This is a genomic window from Luteibacter sp. 329MFSha (genome assembly GCF_900111665.1).
In the GTDB taxonomy this organism is placed as follows: Bacteria; Pseudomonadota; Gammaproteobacteria; order Xanthomonadales; family Rhodanobacteraceae; genus Luteibacter.
In genome coordinates this window covers 795,808-816,256 of sequence record NZ_FOJE01000001.1, presented here as the reverse complement: position 1 = coordinate 816,256, position 20,449 = coordinate 795,808, and the positions used below count along the sequence as shown (strand labels likewise).

General features: G+C 68.7%; 17 protein-coding genes. 9 read left to right on the top strand and 8 right to left on the bottom strand.

Annotation, left to right across the window (positions count from 1 at the left end):
- Window positions 1-39 precede the first annotated feature (39 nt).
- From BMW54_RS03575 to BMW54_RS03560, 4 genes are all read left to right on the top strand, one after another.
- Complete coding sequence (locus tag BMW54_RS03575; RefSeq protein WP_254779041.1) at window positions 40-645, top strand: PadR family transcriptional regulator; 606 nt, start codon at window positions 40-42, stop codon at window positions 643-645.
- Window positions 642-1,391: a siderophore-interacting protein gene (locus BMW54_RS03570; protein WP_090053039.1), complete on the top strand. Its 750-nt coding sequence runs from the start codon at window positions 642-644 to the stop codon at window positions 1,389-1,391. Before BMW54_RS03575 ends, BMW54_RS03570 begins: the two co-directional genes overlap by 4 nt.
- A gap of 240 nt (window positions 1,392-1,631) precedes the next feature.
- Window positions 1,632-3,779 (top strand): AsmA family protein, encoded by a 2,148-nt coding sequence (locus tag BMW54_RS03565; protein ID WP_090053038.1) that lies wholly within the window; start codon window positions 1,632-1,634, stop codon window positions 3,777-3,779.
- A 146-nt stretch (window positions 3,780-3,925) separates the two neighbouring features.
- On the top strand, window positions 3,926-4,822 hold the full coding sequence (locus BMW54_RS03560) for a DMT family transporter (protein WP_090053037.1): 897 nt from the start codon (window positions 3,926-3,928) through the stop codon (window positions 4,820-4,822).
- A 209-nt stretch (window positions 4,823-5,031) separates the two neighbouring features.
- Here BMW54_RS03560 and BMW54_RS03555 read toward each other — a convergent pair whose 3' ends face one another.
- The 4 genes from BMW54_RS03555 to orn all read right to left on the bottom strand — a co-directional run bounded on the left by BMW54_RS03555 (window position 5,032) and on the right by orn (window position 8,998).
- Complete coding sequence (locus BMW54_RS03555) at window positions 5,032-5,970, bottom strand: isopenicillin N synthase family dioxygenase (RefSeq protein WP_090053036.1); 939 nt, start codon at window positions 5,968-5,970, stop codon at window positions 5,032-5,034.
- Between the two features lie 64 nt (window positions 5,971-6,034).
- Complete coding sequence (gene glmM / locus BMW54_RS03550; RefSeq protein WP_090053034.1) at window positions 6,035-7,438, bottom strand: phosphoglucosamine mutase; 1,404 nt, start codon at window positions 7,436-7,438, stop codon at window positions 6,035-6,037.
- 83 nt (window positions 7,439-7,521) lie between these two features.
- Window positions 7,522-8,427, bottom strand: coding sequence for a dihydropteroate synthase (folP, locus tag BMW54_RS03545; RefSeq protein ID WP_090053033.1), 906 nt, complete (start codon window positions 8,425-8,427; stop codon window positions 7,522-7,524).
- Between the two features lie 4 nt (window positions 8,428-8,431).
- On the bottom strand, window positions 8,432-8,998 hold the full coding sequence (gene orn, locus BMW54_RS03540; RefSeq protein ID WP_090053031.1) for an oligoribonuclease: 567 nt from the start codon (window positions 8,996-8,998) through the stop codon (window positions 8,432-8,434).
- 105 nt (window positions 8,999-9,103) lie between these two features.
- Here orn and sbcB point away from each other — a divergent pair, with 105 nt between their 5' ends.
- On the top strand, window positions 9,104-10,528 hold the full coding sequence (gene sbcB, locus BMW54_RS03535; protein WP_090053030.1) for an exodeoxyribonuclease I: 1,425 nt from the start codon (window positions 9,104-9,106) through the stop codon (window positions 10,526-10,528).
- Between the two features lie 8 nt (window positions 10,529-10,536).
- Complete coding sequence (locus BMW54_RS03530; RefSeq protein ID WP_090053028.1) at window positions 10,537-11,223, top strand: DUF2461 domain-containing protein; 687 nt, start codon at window positions 10,537-10,539, stop codon at window positions 11,221-11,223.
- Between the two features lie 541 nt (window positions 11,224-11,764).
- Here the strand turns inward: BMW54_RS03530 and BMW54_RS03520 are convergent.
- The 3 genes from BMW54_RS03520 to ligA are packed head-to-tail and all read right to left on the bottom strand — an operon-like array spanning window position 11,765 to window position 15,491.
- Complete coding sequence (locus tag BMW54_RS03520; RefSeq protein WP_090053025.1) at window positions 11,765-12,148, bottom strand: SMU1112c/YaeR family gloxylase I-like metalloprotein; 384 nt, start codon at window positions 12,146-12,148, stop codon at window positions 11,765-11,767.
- A 5-nt stretch (window positions 12,149-12,153) separates the two neighbouring features.
- A complete protein-coding gene (gene epmA / locus BMW54_RS03515) occupies window positions 12,154-13,104 on the bottom strand; it encodes an EF-P lysine aminoacylase EpmA (RefSeq protein WP_090053023.1) in 951 nt (316 codons plus the stop codon).
- Entirely contained in the window at window positions 13,101-15,491 is a 2,391-nt protein-coding gene (gene ligA, locus BMW54_RS03510; protein WP_090053022.1) for an NAD-dependent DNA ligase LigA, read from the bottom strand. The genes epmA and ligA overlap by 4 nt, the downstream gene beginning before the upstream one ends.
- A gap of 144 nt (window positions 15,492-15,635) precedes the next feature.
- On the opposite strand from ligA, the gene BMW54_RS03505 reads away from it, so the two are divergent.
- Together BMW54_RS03505 and BMW54_RS03500 are read left to right on the top strand one after the other, a co-directional pair.
- A complete protein-coding gene (locus BMW54_RS03505; protein ID WP_254779234.1) occupies window positions 15,636-17,066 on the top strand; it encodes an MFS transporter in 1,431 nt (476 codons plus the stop codon).
- A 65-nt stretch (window positions 17,067-17,131) separates the two neighbouring features.
- Complete coding sequence (locus BMW54_RS03500; protein WP_090053018.1) at window positions 17,132-18,319, top strand: cation:proton antiporter; 1,188 nt, start codon at window positions 17,132-17,134, stop codon at window positions 18,317-18,319.
- Here the strand turns inward: BMW54_RS03500 and BMW54_RS03495 are convergent.
- On the bottom strand, window positions 18,258-19,736 hold the full coding sequence (locus BMW54_RS03495; protein ID WP_090053017.1) for a cryptochrome/photolyase family protein: 1,479 nt from the start codon (window positions 19,734-19,736) through the stop codon (window positions 18,258-18,260). The two genes, BMW54_RS03500 and BMW54_RS03495, sit on opposite strands and share 62 nt — an antisense overlap.
- Window positions 19,737-19,851: 115 nt before the next feature.
- Here BMW54_RS03495 and BMW54_RS03490 point away from each other — a divergent pair, with 115 nt between their 5' ends.
- Window positions 19,852-20,301: a glycine zipper 2TM domain-containing protein gene (locus BMW54_RS03490; protein ID WP_090053015.1), complete on the top strand. Its 450-nt coding sequence runs from the start codon at window positions 19,852-19,854 to the stop codon at window positions 20,299-20,301.
- Window positions 20,302-20,449 lie beyond the last annotated feature (148 nt).

Below are 20,449 nucleotides of genomic sequence, written 5' to 3'. Positions count from 1 at the left end.
ATCGTACGTGCACTACGTACGATATATCGGAGTATGCCCATGCACTTTTTCCACCACGCGCGGCACCGCCTCCACGAGCAGATGCACGCGATCGGTCGCGGTGGCGGCCGCTTCGGCGGCAGTCCCTTCGAATTCGACGACCGCGAAGGCGGCCGCGGCGGTCGCGGTGGCGGCCGGTTCGGCGGACGGATGTTCGGCACCGGCGATCTGCGGCTCCTGCTCCTGGCCCTCATCGAGGAGCAGCCCCGCCACGGCTACGAGCTGATCCGCACCATCGAGGAGATGTTCGACGGCCAGTACAGCCCGAGCCCCGGCGCGATCTACCCCACCCTGACGATGCTCGAGGAGCTCGGCTATGCCCGGGTGGAAGCCGAGACGGGCGGCAAGAAGCTCTACGCGATCACCGATGCCGGCCGCGCCTTTCTCGCCGAGAACCGCGACAGCCTCGAGGCCCTGACCGAGCGGCTGCAGGTGATGTCGCGCCACATGCGCCGCATGAGCGTGCCGGAAGAGGTGCGCGAGGCCATGCACCGCCTGAAGTACCAGCTGATCAACCATCACAAGGCGTGGGACGCCGCGGAGATCGCGCGCGTCGCGAAGCTCGTCGACGCCGCCGCCAAAGCCGTGGGAGAGCGCCAGCCATGACGGAACGCCATGCGATCACCCGCGTACGCCATCCCCTGAAGATGCGTCGGCTCGAGGTGGCGCGGGTGGAGAACCTCACGCCGCACATGGTCCGCGTGACGCTGACGGGACCCGATCTCGAAGGCTTCGTTTCCGCCGCGCCGGACGACCATGTGAAGCTGTTCTTCGCCACCTCGGACGGCTCCCTGAACCTGCCGACGTTCGGCGACAACGGACCGGTGTACGCGGACGGCGAGCACTCGCCCTCGCGCGATTACACGCCGCGCCGTCACGATCCCATCGCCAACGAACTCGACATCGACTTCGTCATCCATGGTGACGGCCCGGCGTCGAGCTGGGCCGAAACGGCCCGACCCGGTGACGTGCTGCACGTGGGCGGCCCCCGTGGATCGATGGTCGTGCCCGACGATTACGACCATTACGTGCTGTTGGGCGATGCGACGGCCTTGCCCGCGATCGGGCGATGGCTGGAGGAGATGCCGGCGAGCCGGAAGGTCACCGTGTTCGTCGAGGTCGCATCCCCCGCCGAACGCCAGACCCTCGCACGCGACGTGCGCTGGTTCGTACCCGGCGAGTCGCCGACGCTCGACGAGGCGCTCGCCAGGCTGCCGATCCCTCCGGGCGATACGTTCTGGTGGGTCGCCACCGAGTCGAAGCGAGCGCGGGCATTGCGGTCGTTGCTCGTCGAGACCCGCGGCATCGACAAGGATTGGGTCAAGGCCACCGGTTACTGGCAGGCGGATTGACGGTTCGCCGCACCGTATCTCGCCGCCTCGCTCGCCCTCGGTTATCGCCGATGCGATCGGCTCCCACCCTTCGGTAGCAAGGCAGGGGTGGGAGCCGATCGTATCGGCGATCGTGCGTTGGGCATGTGGGACGGTCTACACACTCCCTGCACGTCGCTTAATCGCGCCACGCTCATGAACACATAACCTTGGCGGCTCGCGCGTTAACCCTATGCGCGTTATGGGATCGGGAGCGGCACGATGCGGCGTGGCAGGAAAATTCTGGCGTGGGTTCTCGGGATCGTCGTCCTGCTCGTCGTGGCGGTCATTCTGTTCATCGCCTTCTTCGACTGGAACCGGCTGAAGCCGACCATCAACGAAAAGGTGTCCGAGGCGATCGGGCGGCCCTTCGCGATCAACGGCGACCTCTCCGCGAGCTGGTCGCGCGAGCCCGGTGAAGGCGGTCTGGTCGGCCTGATTCCCTGGCCGCATTTCACCGCGCGCGACATCACGGTGGCGAACCCCGATTGGGCGAAGGACAAGCACTTCGCCACGCTGGAGACGATCCAGTTCCGGCTGTCGCCCTTCCCGCTCATCGCACACCGCATCGTCGTGCCCGAGATTCGCCTCGGCCAGCCGCGCATGGCGCTGCAGCGCGCGAAGAACGGCGACAACACCTGGACGTTCAAGCTCCCCGAGAGCACGGGCCCGTCCGAGTGGCAGCTCGAACTCAACGCGATCGCGTTCGACAAGGGGCACATCGATTTCTCCGACGCGACGAACCAGATCGTCATGGGTATCGACGTGACGCCGCTGGGCAAGGGCATTCCGTTCGACGAGATCATGGCGCAGCAGGAGAAGGATGCCCGCGCGCAGGCGAAGAAGACGACCGGTGCCAGCGCGAAGACGATGGCGAAGAGCGACGCCGACGAGAAGGACCGTCAGGACCAGACCAAGAAGAGCCAGGTCTATCAGTTCGCATGGGACGCCAAGGGCACCTACAAGAAGTCGACCGTCTCCGCCAAGGCGCGGACCGGCGGGGTGCTCGCGCTTCGCGATGCCGCTCGCCCCTTCCCGGTCCAGGCCGATGCGCGCTTCGGCGACACGCATATCGCCTTCGTCGGCACGCTGACCGACCCGGTCAACATGGGCGCCCTCGACGTGCGCCTGTGGTTCTCGGGCACGAGCATGTCGCATCTTTACGACCTCACCGGCGTCACGCTGCCGGATACGCCGCCCTTCGCGACCGAGGGGCATCTCAAGGCGAACCTGAAGAAGGGCGCCAGCGTGTTCACGTACGAGAACTTCACCGGGCGCGTCGGCGGCAGCGATCTTGGCGGCAGCCTTACCTTCGACACCGGCGGCGCGCGGCCGAAGCTCAGCGGCAATCTGAAGTCGAACCAGCTGCTGTTCGCCGACCTGGCGCCGCTGGTGGGCGGCGGCTCGGACGAGGAGAAGGCGGAGCGCGGCGACGCGTTGAAGCAGCCGCCCGACAAGGTGCTGCCCGTCGAGCCGTTCAAGACGGATCGCTGGAACGCGATGGATGCCGATGTCACGTTTACCGGCGTCAAGATCGTCCACGGCGAACGGCTGCCGTTCGAGAACGTGTCCACGCACCTGATCATGAAGGATGCGGTGCTCACGCTCGACCCGCTGAAATTCGGCGTCGCCGGCGGCACGGTGGGCAGCAACATGCGCCTCGACGGTTCGAAGACGCCGATGCGCGGCGGCTTCAACCTCGGCGCGCGACACCTCAAGCTGAAGGAGCTGTTCCCCACGTTCGCGCCGATGCAGACGAGCTTCGGCGAGCTCAACGGCGACGCGTCCCTGACCGCCGTCGGCAATTCGCCGGCCGCGCTGCTCGGCTCCTCGAACGGCGAGGTGAAGCTGCTGATCAACGACGGCGCCATCAGCGGCTCGCTGCTGGAGCTGGCCGGCCTCAACGTGGGCAGCTACGCGGTGACGAAGCTGTTCGGCGACGACGTGGTGAAGATCAACTGCATGGCGGCCGATCTGGTGGCGACGGACGGCGTCATGGAATCGCGTCTGTTCGCGTTCGACACCGAGAAGGCGTTGATCAACGTGACGGGCAACGTGAACTTCCGCGACGAGAAGCTCGATCTCGACATCGTGCCGCACACCAAGGGTTTCCGCCTGTTCTCGCTGCGCTCGCCACTGTACGTGCATGGCACGTTCAAGAATCCCGCGCCGGGCGTGCATGCCGGTCCGTTGATCCTGCGCGCGGGCGGCGCCGCGGCCCTCGCGGTGTTCGCGGCCCCCGTGGCGGCACTGGGCGCGCTGGCCGTGCCGGAGAGCGGCAAGGCCGACGCCACGCAGTGCAAGCCGTTGCTCGACGATCTGAAGCGCAGCCCGCCGAAGGCGCCGCCGGCGGGTAAGTCGGCGCGCTAGGGGATGCCGTAGGAGCGGACCTGGCCGCGACAGGTGTTCGCGAAGAGCAACAGGCCCCGTCGCGCATGGCCCCAAGAGCTGTCGCGGCCAGGTCCGCTCCCACAGACCGCTGGTGGGTATGACGACGTTCGGGCAATCTTCCCCGCATGTCGCCTTCCCGCATCGCCCACTGGCAAATCCATTTCTGCGTCCTGCTCTGGGGCTTCACGGCCATCCTCGGCAAGCTGATCGCCCTGCCCGCGTTGCCGCTGGTCTGGTGGCGCATGTTGCTGGTGTCGGGCACGCTGCTCTGCGTGCCGCGCGTCTGGCGCGGCCTGCGTGCCATGCCGGCGCGTCTGCTGTTCTCCTACGCCGGCATCGGCGTCATCGTCGCGCTGCACTGGCTCACCTTCTACGGCGCCATCAAGCTCGCCAACGCCTCGGTGGCGGCCACGTGCATCGCGCTCTGCCCGGTGTTCCTCGCCCTGGTGGAGCCCTGGATCGCGGGGCGCCGCTTCGATCCGCGCGAACTGATGATCGGCGCGGCGGTGGTGCCTGGTGTCGCGCTCGTGGCCGGCGGGCTGCCGGGCGAGATGCGGCTCGGTCTCGCGATCGGCGTGCTGTCGGCGCTCTTCGTGGCGTTCTTCAGCGCGTTGAACAAGCGGCTCGTCGATCGCGCCGACGCGCTGACCGTCACCTGTGTCGAACTCGGCACCGGTACCGTATTTCTGACCTTGCTTGCGCCCTTCATCGCCGCGCCCGCCTTTCCGCTTCCGGACGCCCACGACGGCGCTTTGCTGCTCGTGCTCGCCTATGGCTGCACCCTGCTGCCCTTCGCGCTGGCGCTGTCCGCGTTGCGCCACCTGTCCGCCTTCGCCACGCAGATGGTGACGAACCTCGAGCCGGTCTATGCGATCGTACTGGCGATTCCGCTGCTCGGCGAGCAGCGGGAGCTGGGATGGACGTTCTACACGGGTGTCGCGATCATCCTGATCGCCGTGTTCGCTCATCCGTGGCTGCATCGCGGGGATCGGGCGGAGGCTGGGGATCTGGTGGCACCCTAGCGGTCGAGATGGCTGGTTCAGGCGCGGCCGCGCGCCTTCATCGTGCGCTGGCGACGGGCGCGCTGCGCCGCCGACCGCGTCGACGTTTTCCGGGGTGACGAGCGTTTGGCTCGCACGGGCGGGCTGGAGGGCTTCACGGGATGCTCCGGGAGAGGGTCCGGGAGGATCGATGCTGCGACCCGCCCGGTGAATATCCCGCTAAGAAGGCGTCAGATGAGCTTGATTTCGCGCAGGCGTTCCTGCAGGTACTCGTGCGCCGTGATCGGTTCCGGATAGCGCTTCGGATTGTCCGGCGTGACGCAGGATTCCAGCACGTCGAGCACGACATCCGGGTTCGGATGCAGGAAGAACGGCACGGAGTAGCGCGGCTTGCGCGCGGCGTCGCCGTCCGTCGGGTTCGTCACGCGGTGCGTCGTCGACGGATACACGTGGTTGGTGAGGCGCTGGAGCATGTCGCCGATGTTCACCACGATGGCGTCGCCTTCGGTGGTGATCGGCAGCCACTCGCCTTCGCGCGTCTTCACTTCCAGGCCGGCCGTGCTCGCGCCGACCAGCAGCGTGATGAAGTTGATGTCCTCGTGCGCGCCGGCGCGTACGTTCGGGATGTCGCCTTCGGGAATCGGCGGGTAATGGATCGGGCGCAGGATGGAGTTGCCCGAGTCGATCTTGTCGTCGAAGAACTTCTCCGGCAGGCCGATGTGCAGCGCCAGCGCGCGCAGCACGCGCGAGCCGAGCTGGTCGAGCTGCTGGTAGATGCCGTAACCCTTGTCCTTGAACGCCGGCACTTCCGACGGCCACACGTTCGGCGGCATCACGTCGGCGTACTTCGAATCGCGCGGGATCTCGCGGCCGATGTGCCAGAACTCCTTGAGGTCGGCGAACTTGCTGTCCTTCGCGGTCTCCACCTTGAACGGCGTGTAGCCGCGCGCGCCGCCACCGCCCGGGATGTGGTACTTGCGCTTGGTGTCGTCGGGCAGCGCGAAGAAGGCCTTGAACGCGTCGTACGCGCCGTCGATGGCTTCCTTCGGAATGCCGTGACCGCTGATGCAGCAGAAACCGAATTCGCGGTAGGCGGCGCCGATCTCGGCGACGAAGGCCTCGCGATCGGTGTCGTAGCGGCGGATATCGAGGGTGGGAACCGTCTTCATGATGTACCTGCGTGGCAGCGTGACGAGGCCGGCGCGTGAATCGCGCCGGACGCTCGCTCGTGGGTCAGGCCGTCGCCTGGGCCGCCGATTTTACGGCCTCGGCCAGCTGCCCCGCCAGACGGTCGACCTCGGCCGCGTCGGCGGCCTCGATCGTGACGCGGACCAGCGGCTCGGTGCCCGAGGCCCGCAGGACGACCCGGCCGCGGCCTTCCAGCGCGGTTTCGACCTCCGCCAGCGCCTGTTTCACCGCGTCGGACTTCAACGCTTCCTTCGCCCCCTGGACGCGGACGTTGACCATGGTCTGCGGCAGCTTTACCAGGCCGGCACGCGCCTCGGCGAAGGTTTCGCCGGATTCCGCCAGCGCCTCGAGCAGCGCCAGGGCGGCCACCACGCCGTCGCCGGTGGTGAAGCGGTCGAGGCAGAGGATGTGGCCCGACGTCTCGCCGCCCAGCACGCCGCCGTGTTCCTTGAGCTGCTGGAGAACGTAGCGGTCGCCGACGTTGGCGCGCACGAAGGGGATGTCCAGCTGTTTCAGCGCGCGCTGGAGGCCGTAATTGCTCATCAGCGTGCCGACGACCGGGCCCGGGAGCGCGGCCTTCGTCTTCCAGTGCCGGGCGATCACGTAGAGCATGTCGTCGCCATCGGTGACCGTGCCGTCGCGGTCGACGACGCGCACGCGGTCGCCGTCGCCGTCGAAGGCGATGCCGAGGTCGGCGCCGCGCTCGACGACGGTGCGGGCCAGCGATTCCGGGTCGGTGGAGCCGACGCCGCGGTTGATGTTGAGGCCGTCCGGCTCGGCGCCGATGGTCGACACCTCCGCGCCGAGGTCGCGGAAGACCTTCGGTGCCACCTGGTAGGTGGCGCCGTGCGCGCAGTCGAGCACGATGCGCATGCCGGCCAGCGAGAAATCGTCGGACACCGTGGACTTGCAGAACTCGGCGTAGCGGGTGACGGCGTCGTCCACGCGGCTGGCCTTGCCCAGCGCCTCGGACGCGACGGTCGCGAACTCGGCGTCCAGTTCGGCTTCGATCTCGGCCTCGAGGTCGTCGTCGAGCTTTTCGCCCTGGCCGGAGAAGAACTTGATGCCGTTGTCCTGGTGCGGATTGTGCGAGGCGCTGATGACGATGCCGGCATCCGCACGCAGGGAGCGCGTGAGGTAGGCGACGCCGGGCGTCGGCATTGGGCCGAGCAGACGCACGTCGGCGCCCGACGCGACCAGCCCCGCTTCCAGGGCGGATTCGAACATGTAGCCGGACACCCGGGTGTCCTTGCCGATGACGACCATCACCTTGCGATTGTGGTCGCGGCGGTCGGGCCCGGCGCCCGCCGGCCGGCGGTCGGCGGCGCGGCGGCGCGCCAGCACGGCGCCGGCGGCGCGTCCCAGCCGCAGGATGAAATCCGCGCTGATCGGGTACGTGCCGACGTGACCGCGGATGCCGTCCGTGCCGAAATACTTGCGTTCGCTCATGGTGTTGTCGTCCTTACTTCCGGATCGGGCGAGGATACTCCCATGGAGCACCACGGGAGCGGCCACGGATCGGGCGTGGCGGGTCAGTCGTCGTCCGGCCAGCGGGGCATGGCGGGCCGGTCGTGGCGGGGCGCGGTGTCGCCGGCCTTGACGGCGGCCCAGACCGCCAGGGCGTCGACCGTGGCGGCGACGTCGTGGACCCGGACCATGACGGCGCCGCGCTGCACGCCGATCAGGGCGGCGGCGACGGAGCCGTGCACCCGGTCGGTGGGCGTCTGGCGCCCCGTCAGGGCGCCGATCATCGACTTGCGCGACAGGCCGATGTACGCGCCTGCGCCGAGTTCGGCGAAGCGTGCCGTGGCGCGCAGCAGCGCGAGGTTGTGCTCGAGGTTCTTGCCGAACCCGAAACCCGGGTCGACCAGCACGCGGCGGCGGTCGATCCCGGCCAGTTCGCAGGCGAACAGGCGATCCGTCAGGAAGCGGTGGACCTCGCCGACCACGTCGTCGTACGCCGGCTCCTGCTGCATCGAGCGCGGCTCGCCCTGCATGTGCATGAGGCACACGGGCACGCGCAGGTCCGCGGCAGCGTCGAGCGCACCCTCGCGACGCAGGGCGTACACGTCGTTGATCATGCCGGCGCCCGCGCCGACGGCCGCGCGCATCACCTCGGGCTTCGAGGTGTCGATGGCGATGGGCAGCGTGGTCGCGGCGGCGAGGCGCTCGATCAGCGGCACGACGCGGCGGATCTCTTCCTCGACCGGCACCTCGTCGGCGCCTGGCCGTGTCGATTCGCCGCCGACGTCCAGCATGTCCGCGCCCTCTTCCGCCAGCCGCATGGCATGCGCATAGGCGGCCTCGAGCGTGTCGTGGCGGCCCCCGTCCGAGAACGAATCGGGCGTGACGTTGACGATGCCGACGACACGCGGACGATCGAGCGACAGCGCGCGTCCGTTGCAGTCGAGCACGGTGGCGAACGGATCGACGTTCATGCGATCAGCCGGGCTGCTGGCCGCCGAGCGCGCCCATGAAACGGCGGTAGTGGCGGAGCTCGTCGATGGAATCGCGGATGTCGGACAGGGCGGTGTGCGCGGAGTCCTTGCTGAATCCGCGCGCGATCTCGGGCGACCAGCGGCGCGACAGCTCCTTCAGCGTGGAGACGTCGAGGTTGCGGTAATGGAAGTAGCGCTCGAGCTGCGGCATCTCGCGATGCAGGAAGCGGCGGTCCTGGCAGATGGAATTGCCGCACATCGGCGACTTGCCGGCGGGCACCCATTCCTTGAGGAACGCGATGGTGGCGGCTTCGGCCTGCTCCAGCGTGTCGTCGGATTCGACGGCGCGGGCCCACAGCCCCGAACGGCCATGCTGGTTGCGGTTCCAGGCGTCCATCTGCTGGAGGCGCGCGTCGGTTTGCGAGATGGCGAACACCGGCCCCTCGGCGAGGACGTTCAGGTCCTTGTCCGTCACGATCGTGGCGATTTCGAGGATGGAGTCGTTGTCGGTATCCAGTCCCGTCATCTCCAGGTCGATCCAGATGAGGTTGTCGTCGTTCGCTGGTGTCATGGGCGCTCCTTGAATGCCGCCGAGTCTAACCCGGCGGGGGCCGGCCTGTATCGCAGACGACAGTTGCGGGCCGTACCGGTGAACGGAACGTGAGATCATCCGCGGATGGCCGAACCGACCTTCTTCTGGCACGACTACGAAACCTTCGGCGCCGATCCGCGGCGCGACCGGCCCAGCCAGTTCGCCGGCATCCGCACCGACGCGGACCTGCGGATCGTCGGCGAGCCGGTGATGATCTACTGCCGCCCGCCGCGCGACATGCCGCCGCAGCCCGCGGCGTGCCTGATCACCGGCATCGCGCCCCAGCTGACCGAGCGCGAGGGGATGTCCGAGGCCGCCTTCGCCGCCGCGATCCACGACGAGATCGCCCGGCCCGGCACCTGCACGGTGGGCTACAACTCGCTGCGTTTCGACGACGAGTTCACCCGCCACCTCCTGTACCGGAACTTCTACGACCCGTACGGGCGCGAGTGGGAGAACGGCAACTCGCGCTGGGACCTGATCGATCTGGTCCGCATGTGCCAGGCCCTGCGTCCCGAGGGCATCGTCTGGCCGAGGCGCGAGGACGGCACGCCCAGTTTCAAGCTCGAGCACCTGGCCACCGCCAACGGCCTCAAGCAGGATCGCGCGCACGACGCGCTCTCCGACGTCGAGGCCCTGATCGGCCTGGCACGCCTCATCCGCGCGCACCAGCCGAAGCTCTGGGACTGGTACTACGCCCTGCGCCGCAAGCAGCGCGTGTTCGAATTGCTGGACGTCGCCGCGATGACGCCCGTCGTGCACGTCTCGTCGCGCTACCCCGCCAGCCGCCATTGCCTGACCGTGATCGCACCGCTCGCGGCGCATCCGACACGCGCGGGCGAGGTGATCGTCTACGACCTGAGCGCCGATCCGACCGACCTGCTGACCCTCGACAGCGACGACATCGCCGATCGCGTGTTCGTCGCGCGGGCCGACCTGCCGGAAGGCGTGGAGCGCATCGCGTTGCGCACGGTGCGCGCGAACCACGCGCCCGCGCTCGCGCCGCTGTCGGTGCTCAAGGGCGCCGACCACGGCCGCCTGGGCATCGACATGGGCGCCGTGGAACGGCACCTCGACGCGTTGCGCGGTAGCGACGGCCTGGCCGAGAAGCTGCGCCGCGTGTACGCGAAGGCGTCGGACCTGCCGCCTGCCGAAGATCCGGAGCTCGCCCTTTACGGATCGTTCCTTCCGGACGCCGATCGCCGCCTCCTCGCCGACGTGCGCGCCACGCCGCCGGACCAGCTCGGCACCCGCTCGTTCCCCTTCCGCGACGCGCGCTACCCCGAACTGCTGTTCCGCTACCGCGCGCGGAACTGGCCGGAGACGCTCAGCCTGGAGGAACACGCGCGCTGGGAAGCCTTCCGCGTCGACCGGCTGACCCGGCACGGCCCGCTCACCACGCTCACCCTCGACGAATACACCACCGAACTCGCCACCCTGCGCGCCCTGCCCGGCGCCCCGCTCGCCCTGCTCGACGAGCTGGAAGCGTGGGGCGAGGAACTCCGCTGACGACCGCCATGCCGAAACCCTATTTCACCCCCGCCACCTTCCGCTTCTTCCGATCCCTCGTCCGCAACAACAATCGCGAGTGGTTCCACGACCACAAGGACGACTACGAGCGCCACGTGCGCGAGCCCTTCCTCGCCCTGATCGGCGACCTGGCCGCGCCGCTGGCGAAGATCAGCCCGCACTTCCGCGCCGACACGCGGAAGGTCGGCGGATCGCTGTACCGCATCCATCGCGACACGCGCTTCGCGAACGACAAGCAGCCGTACAAGGGCTGGCAGGGCTCGCGGTTCTTCCACGAGCGCCGGCACGAGATCCAGGCGCCGGGTTTCTACCTGCACATCCAGCCCGGCGAATGCTTCGTCGGCGGCGGCATGTGGCATCCGGAACCGCCGGTGCTGAAAAAGCTGCGCGAGTTCCTCGCGGACAACCCGGGCGCGTGGAAACGCGCCACGCACACGAAGGCGTTCCAGGAACGGTTCTCGTTCTGGGGCGAAAGCCTCACGCGGCCCCCGCGCGGGTTCGATCCGGGCCACGAGCTGATCGAGGACCTGAAGCGGAAGAACTTCGCCGCCGGCCAGGACTTCGACGAGGCGATGGCATGCTCGGCCGAACTGCTGCCCTTCGTGATCGACAACTTCAAGCGGCTCGCACCGATGGTCGACTACCTGTGCGCGGCGCAGGAACTCGAGTTCTGAGGCGAGCGCGCTTGGTGGGAGCCGATCGCATCGGCGATCCCGCGGCAGCGGGCAAGCTCGCTGCGAGCACCCACCCCTTCGGTAGCACCGTCACATGAGCTCTGGTGGGAGCCGATCGCATCGGCGATCCCGCGGCAGCGGGCAAGCTCGCCGCGAGCACCCATCGCGGATACGATCCGCTCCCACCCCTTCGGTAGCAGCGTCACGAGAACATTGCCGATCCCGCGGCAGCGGGCAGGCTCGTCGCGAGCACCCATCGCGGATACGATCCGCTCCCACCCTTCGGTAGCACCGTCACGAGAACCGGGTGGGAGCCGATCGCATCGGCGATCCCGCGCAAGCGGGCAAGCTCGCCGCGAGCACCCATCGCGGATGCGATCCGCTCCCACCCCTTCGGTAGCAGCGTCACGAGAACATTGCCGATCCCGCGGCAGCGGGCAAGCTCGCCGCAAGCACCCATCGCGGATACGATCCGCTCCCACCCCTTCGGTAGCAGCGTCACGAGAACATTGGCGATCCCGCGGCGGCGGGCAGCCTTGCGTCAGCGCTCGTACAGCTCGATCGGCAGATCGTCCGGGTCGACGAAGAACGTGAAGCGCCGACCGGTGTATTCGTCGACGCGGATCGGCTCGCACGCAACGCCGTGGCCCGCCAGCTTCGCGACCGCCGCGTCGATGTCCGTCACGGTGAAGGCCAGGTGCCGCAATCCCTGCGCTTCCGGCCTCGAGGGCCGCTTCGGCGGCGAGGGGAACGAGAACAGCTCCAGCTGCACGCCCGGGCTGACTTCCAGGTCGAGCTTCCACGAATCGCGCGCCTCGCGGTACGCCTCGTGGATCACGCGCAGTCCCAGCACCTCGGTGTAGAACGCCTTCGAACGCGCGTAGTCGGAGCAGATGAGCGCGACATGGTGGATGGCTTCGAGCATCGGGATCAGGCCTCGGAAAATGGGAACGCGAGCACGTCGGCGATCGCATCGGTGCCCGCGAGCACCATGAGCAGGCGCTCGACGCCGAGCGCGACGCCCGCGCAGTCGGGCATCGTGTCGAGGACGGCGAGCAGGCGTTCGTCGATCGGCACCTCGGGCGTACCGCGCTCGCGCCGCTTCGCGTTGTCGCGCTCGAAGCGCGCGCGCTGCTCGGCCGCGTCGTTGAGTTCGTGGTAGCCGTTGGCCACCTCGTACGGACCGACGTAAACCTCGAACCGCTCGGCCACCGGCGGATCGTCGTGGCGAATGCGCGCGAGCGCGCACTGGCTGGCCGGAAAATCGGACACCACCGTCACGCGGTCGCGCGGGAAATGCGGCTGGATGCGGTGCGTCATCAGCAGGTCGAGCCAGTCGTCGCGTTCCAGACCTTCGGGATCGATGCCGATGTCGCCCAGCGCCTCGCGCAGGCGCTCGACGGGATCGGTCAACGCGTCGACGCCCAGAGCATCGCGGAACAGGCCGCGATACGTCGTCTCGACGATGTCGATGGTGCGCCCCGCCCCCAGCAGAAGGACCTCGAGGAGTTCGAGCACCTCCCGCGCGAGCGTCGCGTCGTTCCAGCCGACGCGGTACCACTCCAGCATCGTGAACTCGGGATTGTGTCGACCGCCCGCCTCGCCGTCGCGGAACACGCGGCCGAGCTCGTAGCAGTCGCCGACGCCCGCGGCGAGCAGTCGCTTCAGCGGAAACTCGGGCGACGTGCGCAACCAGCGCCACGGCGATCCCGCGTCGACATGGCCGGTGAACCGCGTGCTGAAACTCTGGATGTTCGGGTCGGTGTTGCCGGCGGCGGAGAGCATCGGCGTCTCGACCTCCAGCACGTGCCGTTCCGCGAAGAACGCGCGGATGCCGGCGTACACGCCGGCGCGCAGGCGCAGGTGTTTCAGGTCGCTCACGGCGCGATCCCGTGCTCGGTCAGCAGCGCGACGAGATCGGCTTCCGTGTACACCGGCACGCCGAGTTCGTTCGCCTTGTCGAGCTTGGATCCGGCCGCTTCGCCCGCGAATACGCCCGTCGTCTTCTTCGACACCGATCCGGCGACCTTGGCGCCGAGCGATTCCAGCCGGTCGGTCGCGTCGTCGCGCTTCAGCGACTCCATCGTGCCGGTGATGACATAGGTAAGGCCTTCGAGCGGCAGCGCGGCGGCGGCCTTCGCCGGCAACGCGGACGCGAGACGACGCATCGCTTCGTCGGCGCGGCGGAGCTCGTCCATGTGCCCGGCGTCGGCGAGGTACGCCGACAGATTCGTGGCCGCCGCCTGCGGCACGCCCGCGACGATCCACTGGTGTTCGCCCGCCTTCACGAGCGCATCGAGGCTCGCATAGTGGCGCGCGAGGATACCCGTGCTCTTCGGGCCGAGCTTCGGGACCTTCGCGGCGTCGAGCAGCACATCGAGGCCGAGTCGATCGCGCAGCTTCGGCGACGGCGCGCCCTCGTCGGCGAAGGTGATCCCGGCGGCGAGCAACGCATCGACCACCTTCTGGTTGCCCTCCTGTTCGAAGAACGCGGCGATCGACGTCGCGACCTCGTCGCCGATGTCGGGCAGCACGCGCAGCACGGGCGCGGGGGTGCGGCGCACGTGTTCGAGCGAGCCGAGCCAGGTCGCCAGCGTCTTCGCCGTGCTCTCGCCGATGTGCATGATGCCGAGGCCGAAGAGGAAGCGCGGCAGCGTGGAGCGCTTGCTCGCCTCGATGGCTTCGACGAGGTTCTCCGCCCACTTCGTCGCGACCTTGCCCTGCTTCACCGTCTCGGGCGTCGAGCCGTCGCGCTCGTCGGCGAGCGTCTTCATGCGCACGAAACTGTCGACCGTCAGGGCGTAGAGATCGGCGGGCGTATGCACCATGTCGAATTCGACGAGCGCGTCGACGAAACGGTCGCCCAGGCCATCGATGTCCATGGCGCGACGCGAGGCGAAATGGATCAGCGCCTCCTTGCGCTGCGCGTCGCAGATCAGTCCGCCGGAGCAGCGATAGGCCGCGGCGCCCTCCTCGCGCAGCAGCTCGGAATGGCACACGGGGCATGTGGCGGGCATCTTCCAGGGGACGGTGCCCGCGGGCCGCTCGGCCTCCACGACGCGCGCGACCTCGGGGATCACGTCACCCGCGCGGCGCACGATCACGGTATCGCCCACGCGCACGTCGAGCCGAGCGACCTGGTCGGCGTTGTGCAGGGTCGCGTTGGTGACGGTGACGCCGGCGACCTGCACGGGCTTCAGCCGGGCGACCGGCGTCGCGGCGCCGGTGCGGCCGATCTGGATCTCGATGGCCTCCACGGTCGTCATCTGTTCCTGCGCGGGATACTTGTGCGCGATCGCCCAGCGCGGCGCGCGCGAGACGAAGCCCATCGTGCGCTGGCCCTCGTAGTCGTCGAGCTTGTAGACCACGCCGTCGATGTCGTACGGCAGGCTGTCGCGCTTCTCGCCGATGCGGCGGAAATACGCCAGCAATCCCTCGAACCCTTTCGCCTTCGACACCTCGGGCGAAACCGGGAAGCCCCATTCGCGCAGCTTCGCGAGCGTGGCCGAATGCGTATCGGGCAACTCGCCGCCTTCGACCCGCCCCACGGCGTAGGCGAAGAACGCGAGCGGCCGCTTCGCGGTGACGGACGGATCGAGCTGACGCAACGAACCCGCGGCGCCGTTGCGCGGATTCGCGAGCGGCTTCTCGCCCGCCGCGCGGGCACGTTCGTTGAACGCTTCGAAGCCCGCGCGCGGCATGATCACTTCACCGCGCACCTCGATCACGCGCGGCCAGTCGTCGCCGCGCAGACGCAGCGGGATCGCCTTGACCGTGCGCAGGTTCGCGGTGACGTCTTCGCCTACTGCGCCGTCGCCGCGCGTCGCGCCCTGCACGAAGACGCCGTTCTCGTACGTGAGGCTGATGGCGAGGCCGTCGAGCTTGGGCTCGACGGAGAACTCCGGCTGCCTGCGATGCAGCGTCTGCTCGATGCGACGTTCGAAATCGGCCACTTCACGATATTTCTCACGATCGGTCTCGCCTTCCTGCTCGAACGCGTTGCCGAGGGACAGCATCGGCACGGCGTGCACGACCTCGGCGAAACCGCCCCGCGCACGCGCGCCGACGCGACGCGTCGGCGAGTCGTCGCTGGCCAGATCGGCGTATTCGGCTTCCAGCGCCTCGAGCTCGCGCATGAGGCTGTCGTACTCCGCATCGGCGATGTCCGGATCGTCCAGCACGTGATAGCGATAATTCGCGTCCTCGATGCGCTGGCGCAGGTGCTGCGCGCGCTCGACGGCTTCGACGGGGGCGGTTGGTTGTGCCATGTGCAGGGTCCGTGATGATGCGCTTGACCGACGCGACCCTGAACTGTCGGACGGGGACGCGGCGAAAGCAATCATCCCATCAGATATAATGCCGGCGCTATGCCACCCTCCGACGTCGCAAATCCTGAGCCGACCGACGTTCAGATCCTTCCGACAGACCGACCGGCGCTTGCGCCCGCCGAGCCCTCCAGCAGAGCCCGCTATCGTGGCCTGATCTGGCTTGTCTCGGCCGCGTTCTTCATGCAGGCGCTGGACTCCACGATCGTCAACACCGCCGTGCCGGCCATCTCGGGCGCACTGGCGGTGACGCCGCTCAGCATGCGCACGGCGCTCACCAGCTACGTGCTGACGCTGGCGATCTTCATTCCGATGAGCCCCTGGCTCTGCGACCGTTTCGGCACGCGTCGGGTGTTCGGCGGCGCGATCCTGGTGTTCGCGCTCGGCTCGCTGCTGTGCGGCGTGGCGCAGAGCCTTCCGCAACTGGTCGTGTCGCGCATCATCCAGGGCCTGGGCGGTGCCGCGCTGATGCCCGTGGGCCGTTATGTGCTCGTCCGCAGCATCGACCGTCGCGAGTTCGTCAGTTCGATGACCACCGTCGCGACGTTCGGCCTGCTCGGCTCGGTGTTCGGGCCCTTGCTCGGCGGCGCCCTGGTCGAGTACACGAACTGGCGCCTCATCTTCCTCATCAACGTGCCCGTCGGCCTCGTGGGCCTGCTGCTCAACCGGCGGGAGATGCCTGATTACCGGCTCGATCGCGCGCATCGCTTCGACACGAGCGGCTTCCTGCTCTTCGCGGGCGCGTCGGCGCTGTGCCTGATGGCCGCCGAAACGCTGGGCGGCGATGGCCACGGGCTCCTCGTGGCGGCCTATACCGCCGGCGCGGTGGCGCTCGGCACGCTCTACGTACGGCACAGCCGCCGCACCGCCTATCCGGTGAGCGATCTGTCGCTGCTGAAGGTGCGCAGCGTGTGGGTATCGCTCGCGGGCAACCTGTTCACGCGCCTCGGCGTCTCGGGCATGTACCTGTTGCTGGTGCTGTTCCTGCAGATCGGTTGCGGATGGTCGCCGCTGACCGCCGGCCTGATGATGGTGCCGCAGGCGATCGGTTCCATCGCGGTGAAGCCCTTCATCGACCGCCTGCTCACGCACTTCGGCTACCGGCGCCTGCTTCTGGGCAACACGATCCTCGTGGCGATCGTGCTCTGCGCGTTCGCGCTGCTCAGCCCGTCGACGCCGCCGCTCGTCATCGCCGCGTTCGTCTTCGTGTACGGCGCGGTGATGTCGGTGCAATACACCTCGATGAACACGCTGGCCTACGTCGACCTCGACGTGAAGTACGCGGCCATGGCGTCGTCGATGGCCTCGACGGCGCAGTACCTGTCGATGAGCTTCGGCATCGCGCTCGCGTCGCTGCTGATGGCCGGCTTCCTCGGCAGCCATGCGGCCGAGGGCTACGTGTGGGCCTTCCGCTGGTCGGTGATCGTGATGGGCATGATCACGCTGGCGGCGAGCTGGATCTTCGGGCGGCTGCGCGATACGCGGGCCACGCCTTCGGAAACGGCCGGGGCCACCTGACGGCCGCATAAGCTACCCTCAAGGACACCGCGCCTTCCTTCGCGGCTTCGATCCGGAACGATCCCATGCACGACTCCGCAGGCATCCTGCTCACCCTCTTCATCATCTTCGTCGCCGCGCAGGTCGGCGGCGAAGTGGCCCAGCGCCTGCGGCTGCCCGCCGTGGTCGGGGAAATCGCCGCCGGTTGCGCCATCGGCCCGTCCGCGCTGGGCTGGGTCACGTTGCCGGACATCGCCGTGGGTACCCCGCTCGACGTCCTCGCCGAGATCGGCGTGATCCTGCTGCTCTTCTCCGTGGGCCTGGAAACCCGTCTCGACGACCTCAAGAAGGTCGGCGCGAGCGCCTTCCTCGTCGGCGTGCTCGGCGTCGTCGTTCCCTTCGGCCTCGGCGCCGTCTGGGCGCATGGGTCGGGCTTCGACTGGGTCCGTTCCCTGTTCGTGGCGGCGGCCTTCGTCGCCACCTCGGCGGGCATCACCGCGCGCGTCCTGCAGGAGCTCGGCGTGCTGCAGCGACAGGAGGCACGGATCATCCTCGGCGCGGCGGTCATCGACGACATCCTCGCGATGCTGCTGCTCGGCATCGTGTCGTCGCTGCAGGGCGGTGGCCAGGTCGACGTCGGCAGCCTCGCCATGACGTTGCTCGGCGCCGTGGGTTTCGTCGCCGTCATCGGCTGGGGCGGCACGCGCGTGATGCGCCGGGGCTCCGGCTGGCTGGACAAGCCGAGCAACCCGATGTCGCCGCTGGCGATCGTGCTCGCGCTGTGCCTCGGGCTGGCGTATCTCTCGATGCGATTCCACCTCGCCGCGATCATCGGCGCGTTCCTGGCCGGCATGATCGCCTCCGAAACCCGCCAGAGGCACCAGCTCGAAGAGCAGACGGCGCCCCTGCTCGCCTTCCTCACGCCGTTCTTCTTCGTGATCACGGGTGCGAAGGTCGATCTCGAGGAGTTGGGCAGCGCGGCGGCGCTGGGGATGCTCGCGGTGGCGACGGCGATCGCGATCGTGTCGAAGCTGGCGGGCGGCTTCCTGGGTGCGATCCGCCTCGGACGTCGCGGCGCGACGATCGTCGGCTTCGGCATGGTGCCGCGCGGTGAGGTCGGCGTGGTGATCGCCAGCCTGGGCCTGGCCGCCGGCGTGTTCGACCAGCGGCTCTACGCGGTGATCGTGGCGATGTCCCTGCTCACGGCGATGGTCACTCCTCCCGTGCTGGCGCTTCTGCTGCGCGACCGCCACGGGACTGCCGGTACGCCCTGAGCGCGTCCTCGCGGGAGCTCTTGAGGTCGACGATCGGCTTCGGGTAACCCGACCGCCGAAGGAAATCGGCATCCTCCCACGGCGCGTGCACGAGCCGCCCGGGCGCCTTCGCGAGCTCCGGCACCCAACGGCGGATGTACGCGCCGTCCGGGTCGAATTTCTCGGACTGCGTCACCGGGTTGAAGATGCGGAAGTACGGCGCGGCATCCGCGCCCGAACCCGCCACCCACTGCCAGCCCATGGCGTTGTTGGCCAGGTCGGCGTCGACCAGCGTGTCCCAGAACCATTTCGCGCCGAGCAGCCAGTGCTGGCGCAGGTTCTTCGTCAGCAGGCTCGCCACGAGCATGCGCACCCGGTTGTGCATCCAGCCAGTCGCCCACAGCTCGCGCATCCCCGCGTCGACGATCGGGATGCCCGTGAGGCCCTGCTTCCACCGCCGGAGCGCGTGGGCGTCCCGGGGGGCCCAGCGCATGCCGTCGAACGCCGGATTGAAATTTTCCTTGGGCGTCTTCGGGAAGTGGAACAGCAGGTGGTGACCGAATTCCCGCCAGCCAAGCTGGCGCAGGTAGGGCTCGATGTCGGCGGAACGGCGGCGCGCCACGTGTTCGCGCAACGATGTCGCGATCTGCACCGGCGAGATCTCCCCGAAATGCAGGTGCGGTGACAGTCGCGAGGTGCCGTGCCGCGCCGGCAGGTCGCGGCCGTCCGCGTAGTGGCCGAGGGCGTCGTCCGCGAAGATGCCCACCATGTCATGGGCGCCCTGTTCGCCTGGTGTCCACTCCGCGAAGCCGCGCGCCCAGTCGAGGGTGGGCAGGAGCTGCAGGTTCTCGATGGCGGTGCTCGCCGCGGCGCCTTTCGCGCGCGAGCGCGCTTCCCACAGCGCGTCTTTTCCGCCGGCGAATGCCAGGCCGTGCGGTACCGGTAGCGGTTCAAGGCCTTCGATGCGCGGACGCAGGTTGCGCCAGAACGGCGTGAACACCCGGTAGGGCTCGCCCTGCTTCGTGGCGATGTCCCAGGGCTCGCACCAGAGGGCCGCGTTGCACGACGCGACGGCGATGCCGTCGGCCTCGAGCGCCTTGCGCAGCGCCTTGTCGCGACGGATCGCGCGCGGTTCGTACAGCCGGTTGAAATACACCGCCTCGGCGTCCGTCGCCGCGATCAGCGCGCGCAGGGCGTCGAGCGACGGGCCGCGCATCACGTGGAGCCGGCCACCGAGCCGGTCGAGCGAGGCGTCGAGCGCCTTCAGCGAGTGGTGCAGCCACCAGCGACTGGCGGCGCCGGGCGCCCACTCGCCTTCTTCCTCGGGTGCGTGGACGTAGACGGCGAGAACGGTGTCGTGTGCCTTCGCCGCCGCGGTCAGCGCGGGGTTATCGGCAAGACGGAGGTCGCGGCGGAACCATACGATGGCTGTACTCATCGGCGTAGTATCCATGAACTACGTGACGTGAGAATCGTGCTCGATCTTCGTTCAGTCGCCATGCTTAGACTGTAAGCGCAGACGACGCCTTCCCTGTCGTCCCAAAGGAGTTTCCATGAACATCAAGACCGTCCTCGGCCTTCCCCTCGCCGCCCTGCTCGCCACCGCGGCCGTGGCGCCCGCTTCGGCCGCGACGCTCACGCGTCCCGACGGCATCTACGTCCGCTGCGACCAGTGCGGCGTCGTCCAGAGCATCGAGCACAACGTCGTGGCCGGCCGCGAGCACGGCACCGCCGGCGCGGTGATCGGCGCCATCGCCGGCGGCGTCCTCGGCAACCAGGTCGGCAAGGGCAAAGGCCGCACACTCGCCACGGTCGGCGGCGCCGTCGGCGGCGGCTTCGCGGGCAACGCCATCGGCAAGGGCGGCGGCAGCGAGAGCTACACCCTGCGCCTGAAGATGGGCACCGGCGGCTACACCAACGTGCAGGTCAAGGACGCCTCGGCCATCCGCCAGGGCGACATCGTCGTCGTGGACGACCAGGGCAACGTGCAGCGCGTGCAGTAACGCTCGCGATGGTCGCGGAGAGAAAAGCCGGTCCACTGGGCCGGCTTTTTTCTTTGTGGGAGTCGCGCTCGTGGCAAGCATGCCCGCTGCCGCGGGATCGCCGATGCGATCGGCTCCCACCAGAGCTCATGTGACGGTGCTACCGAAG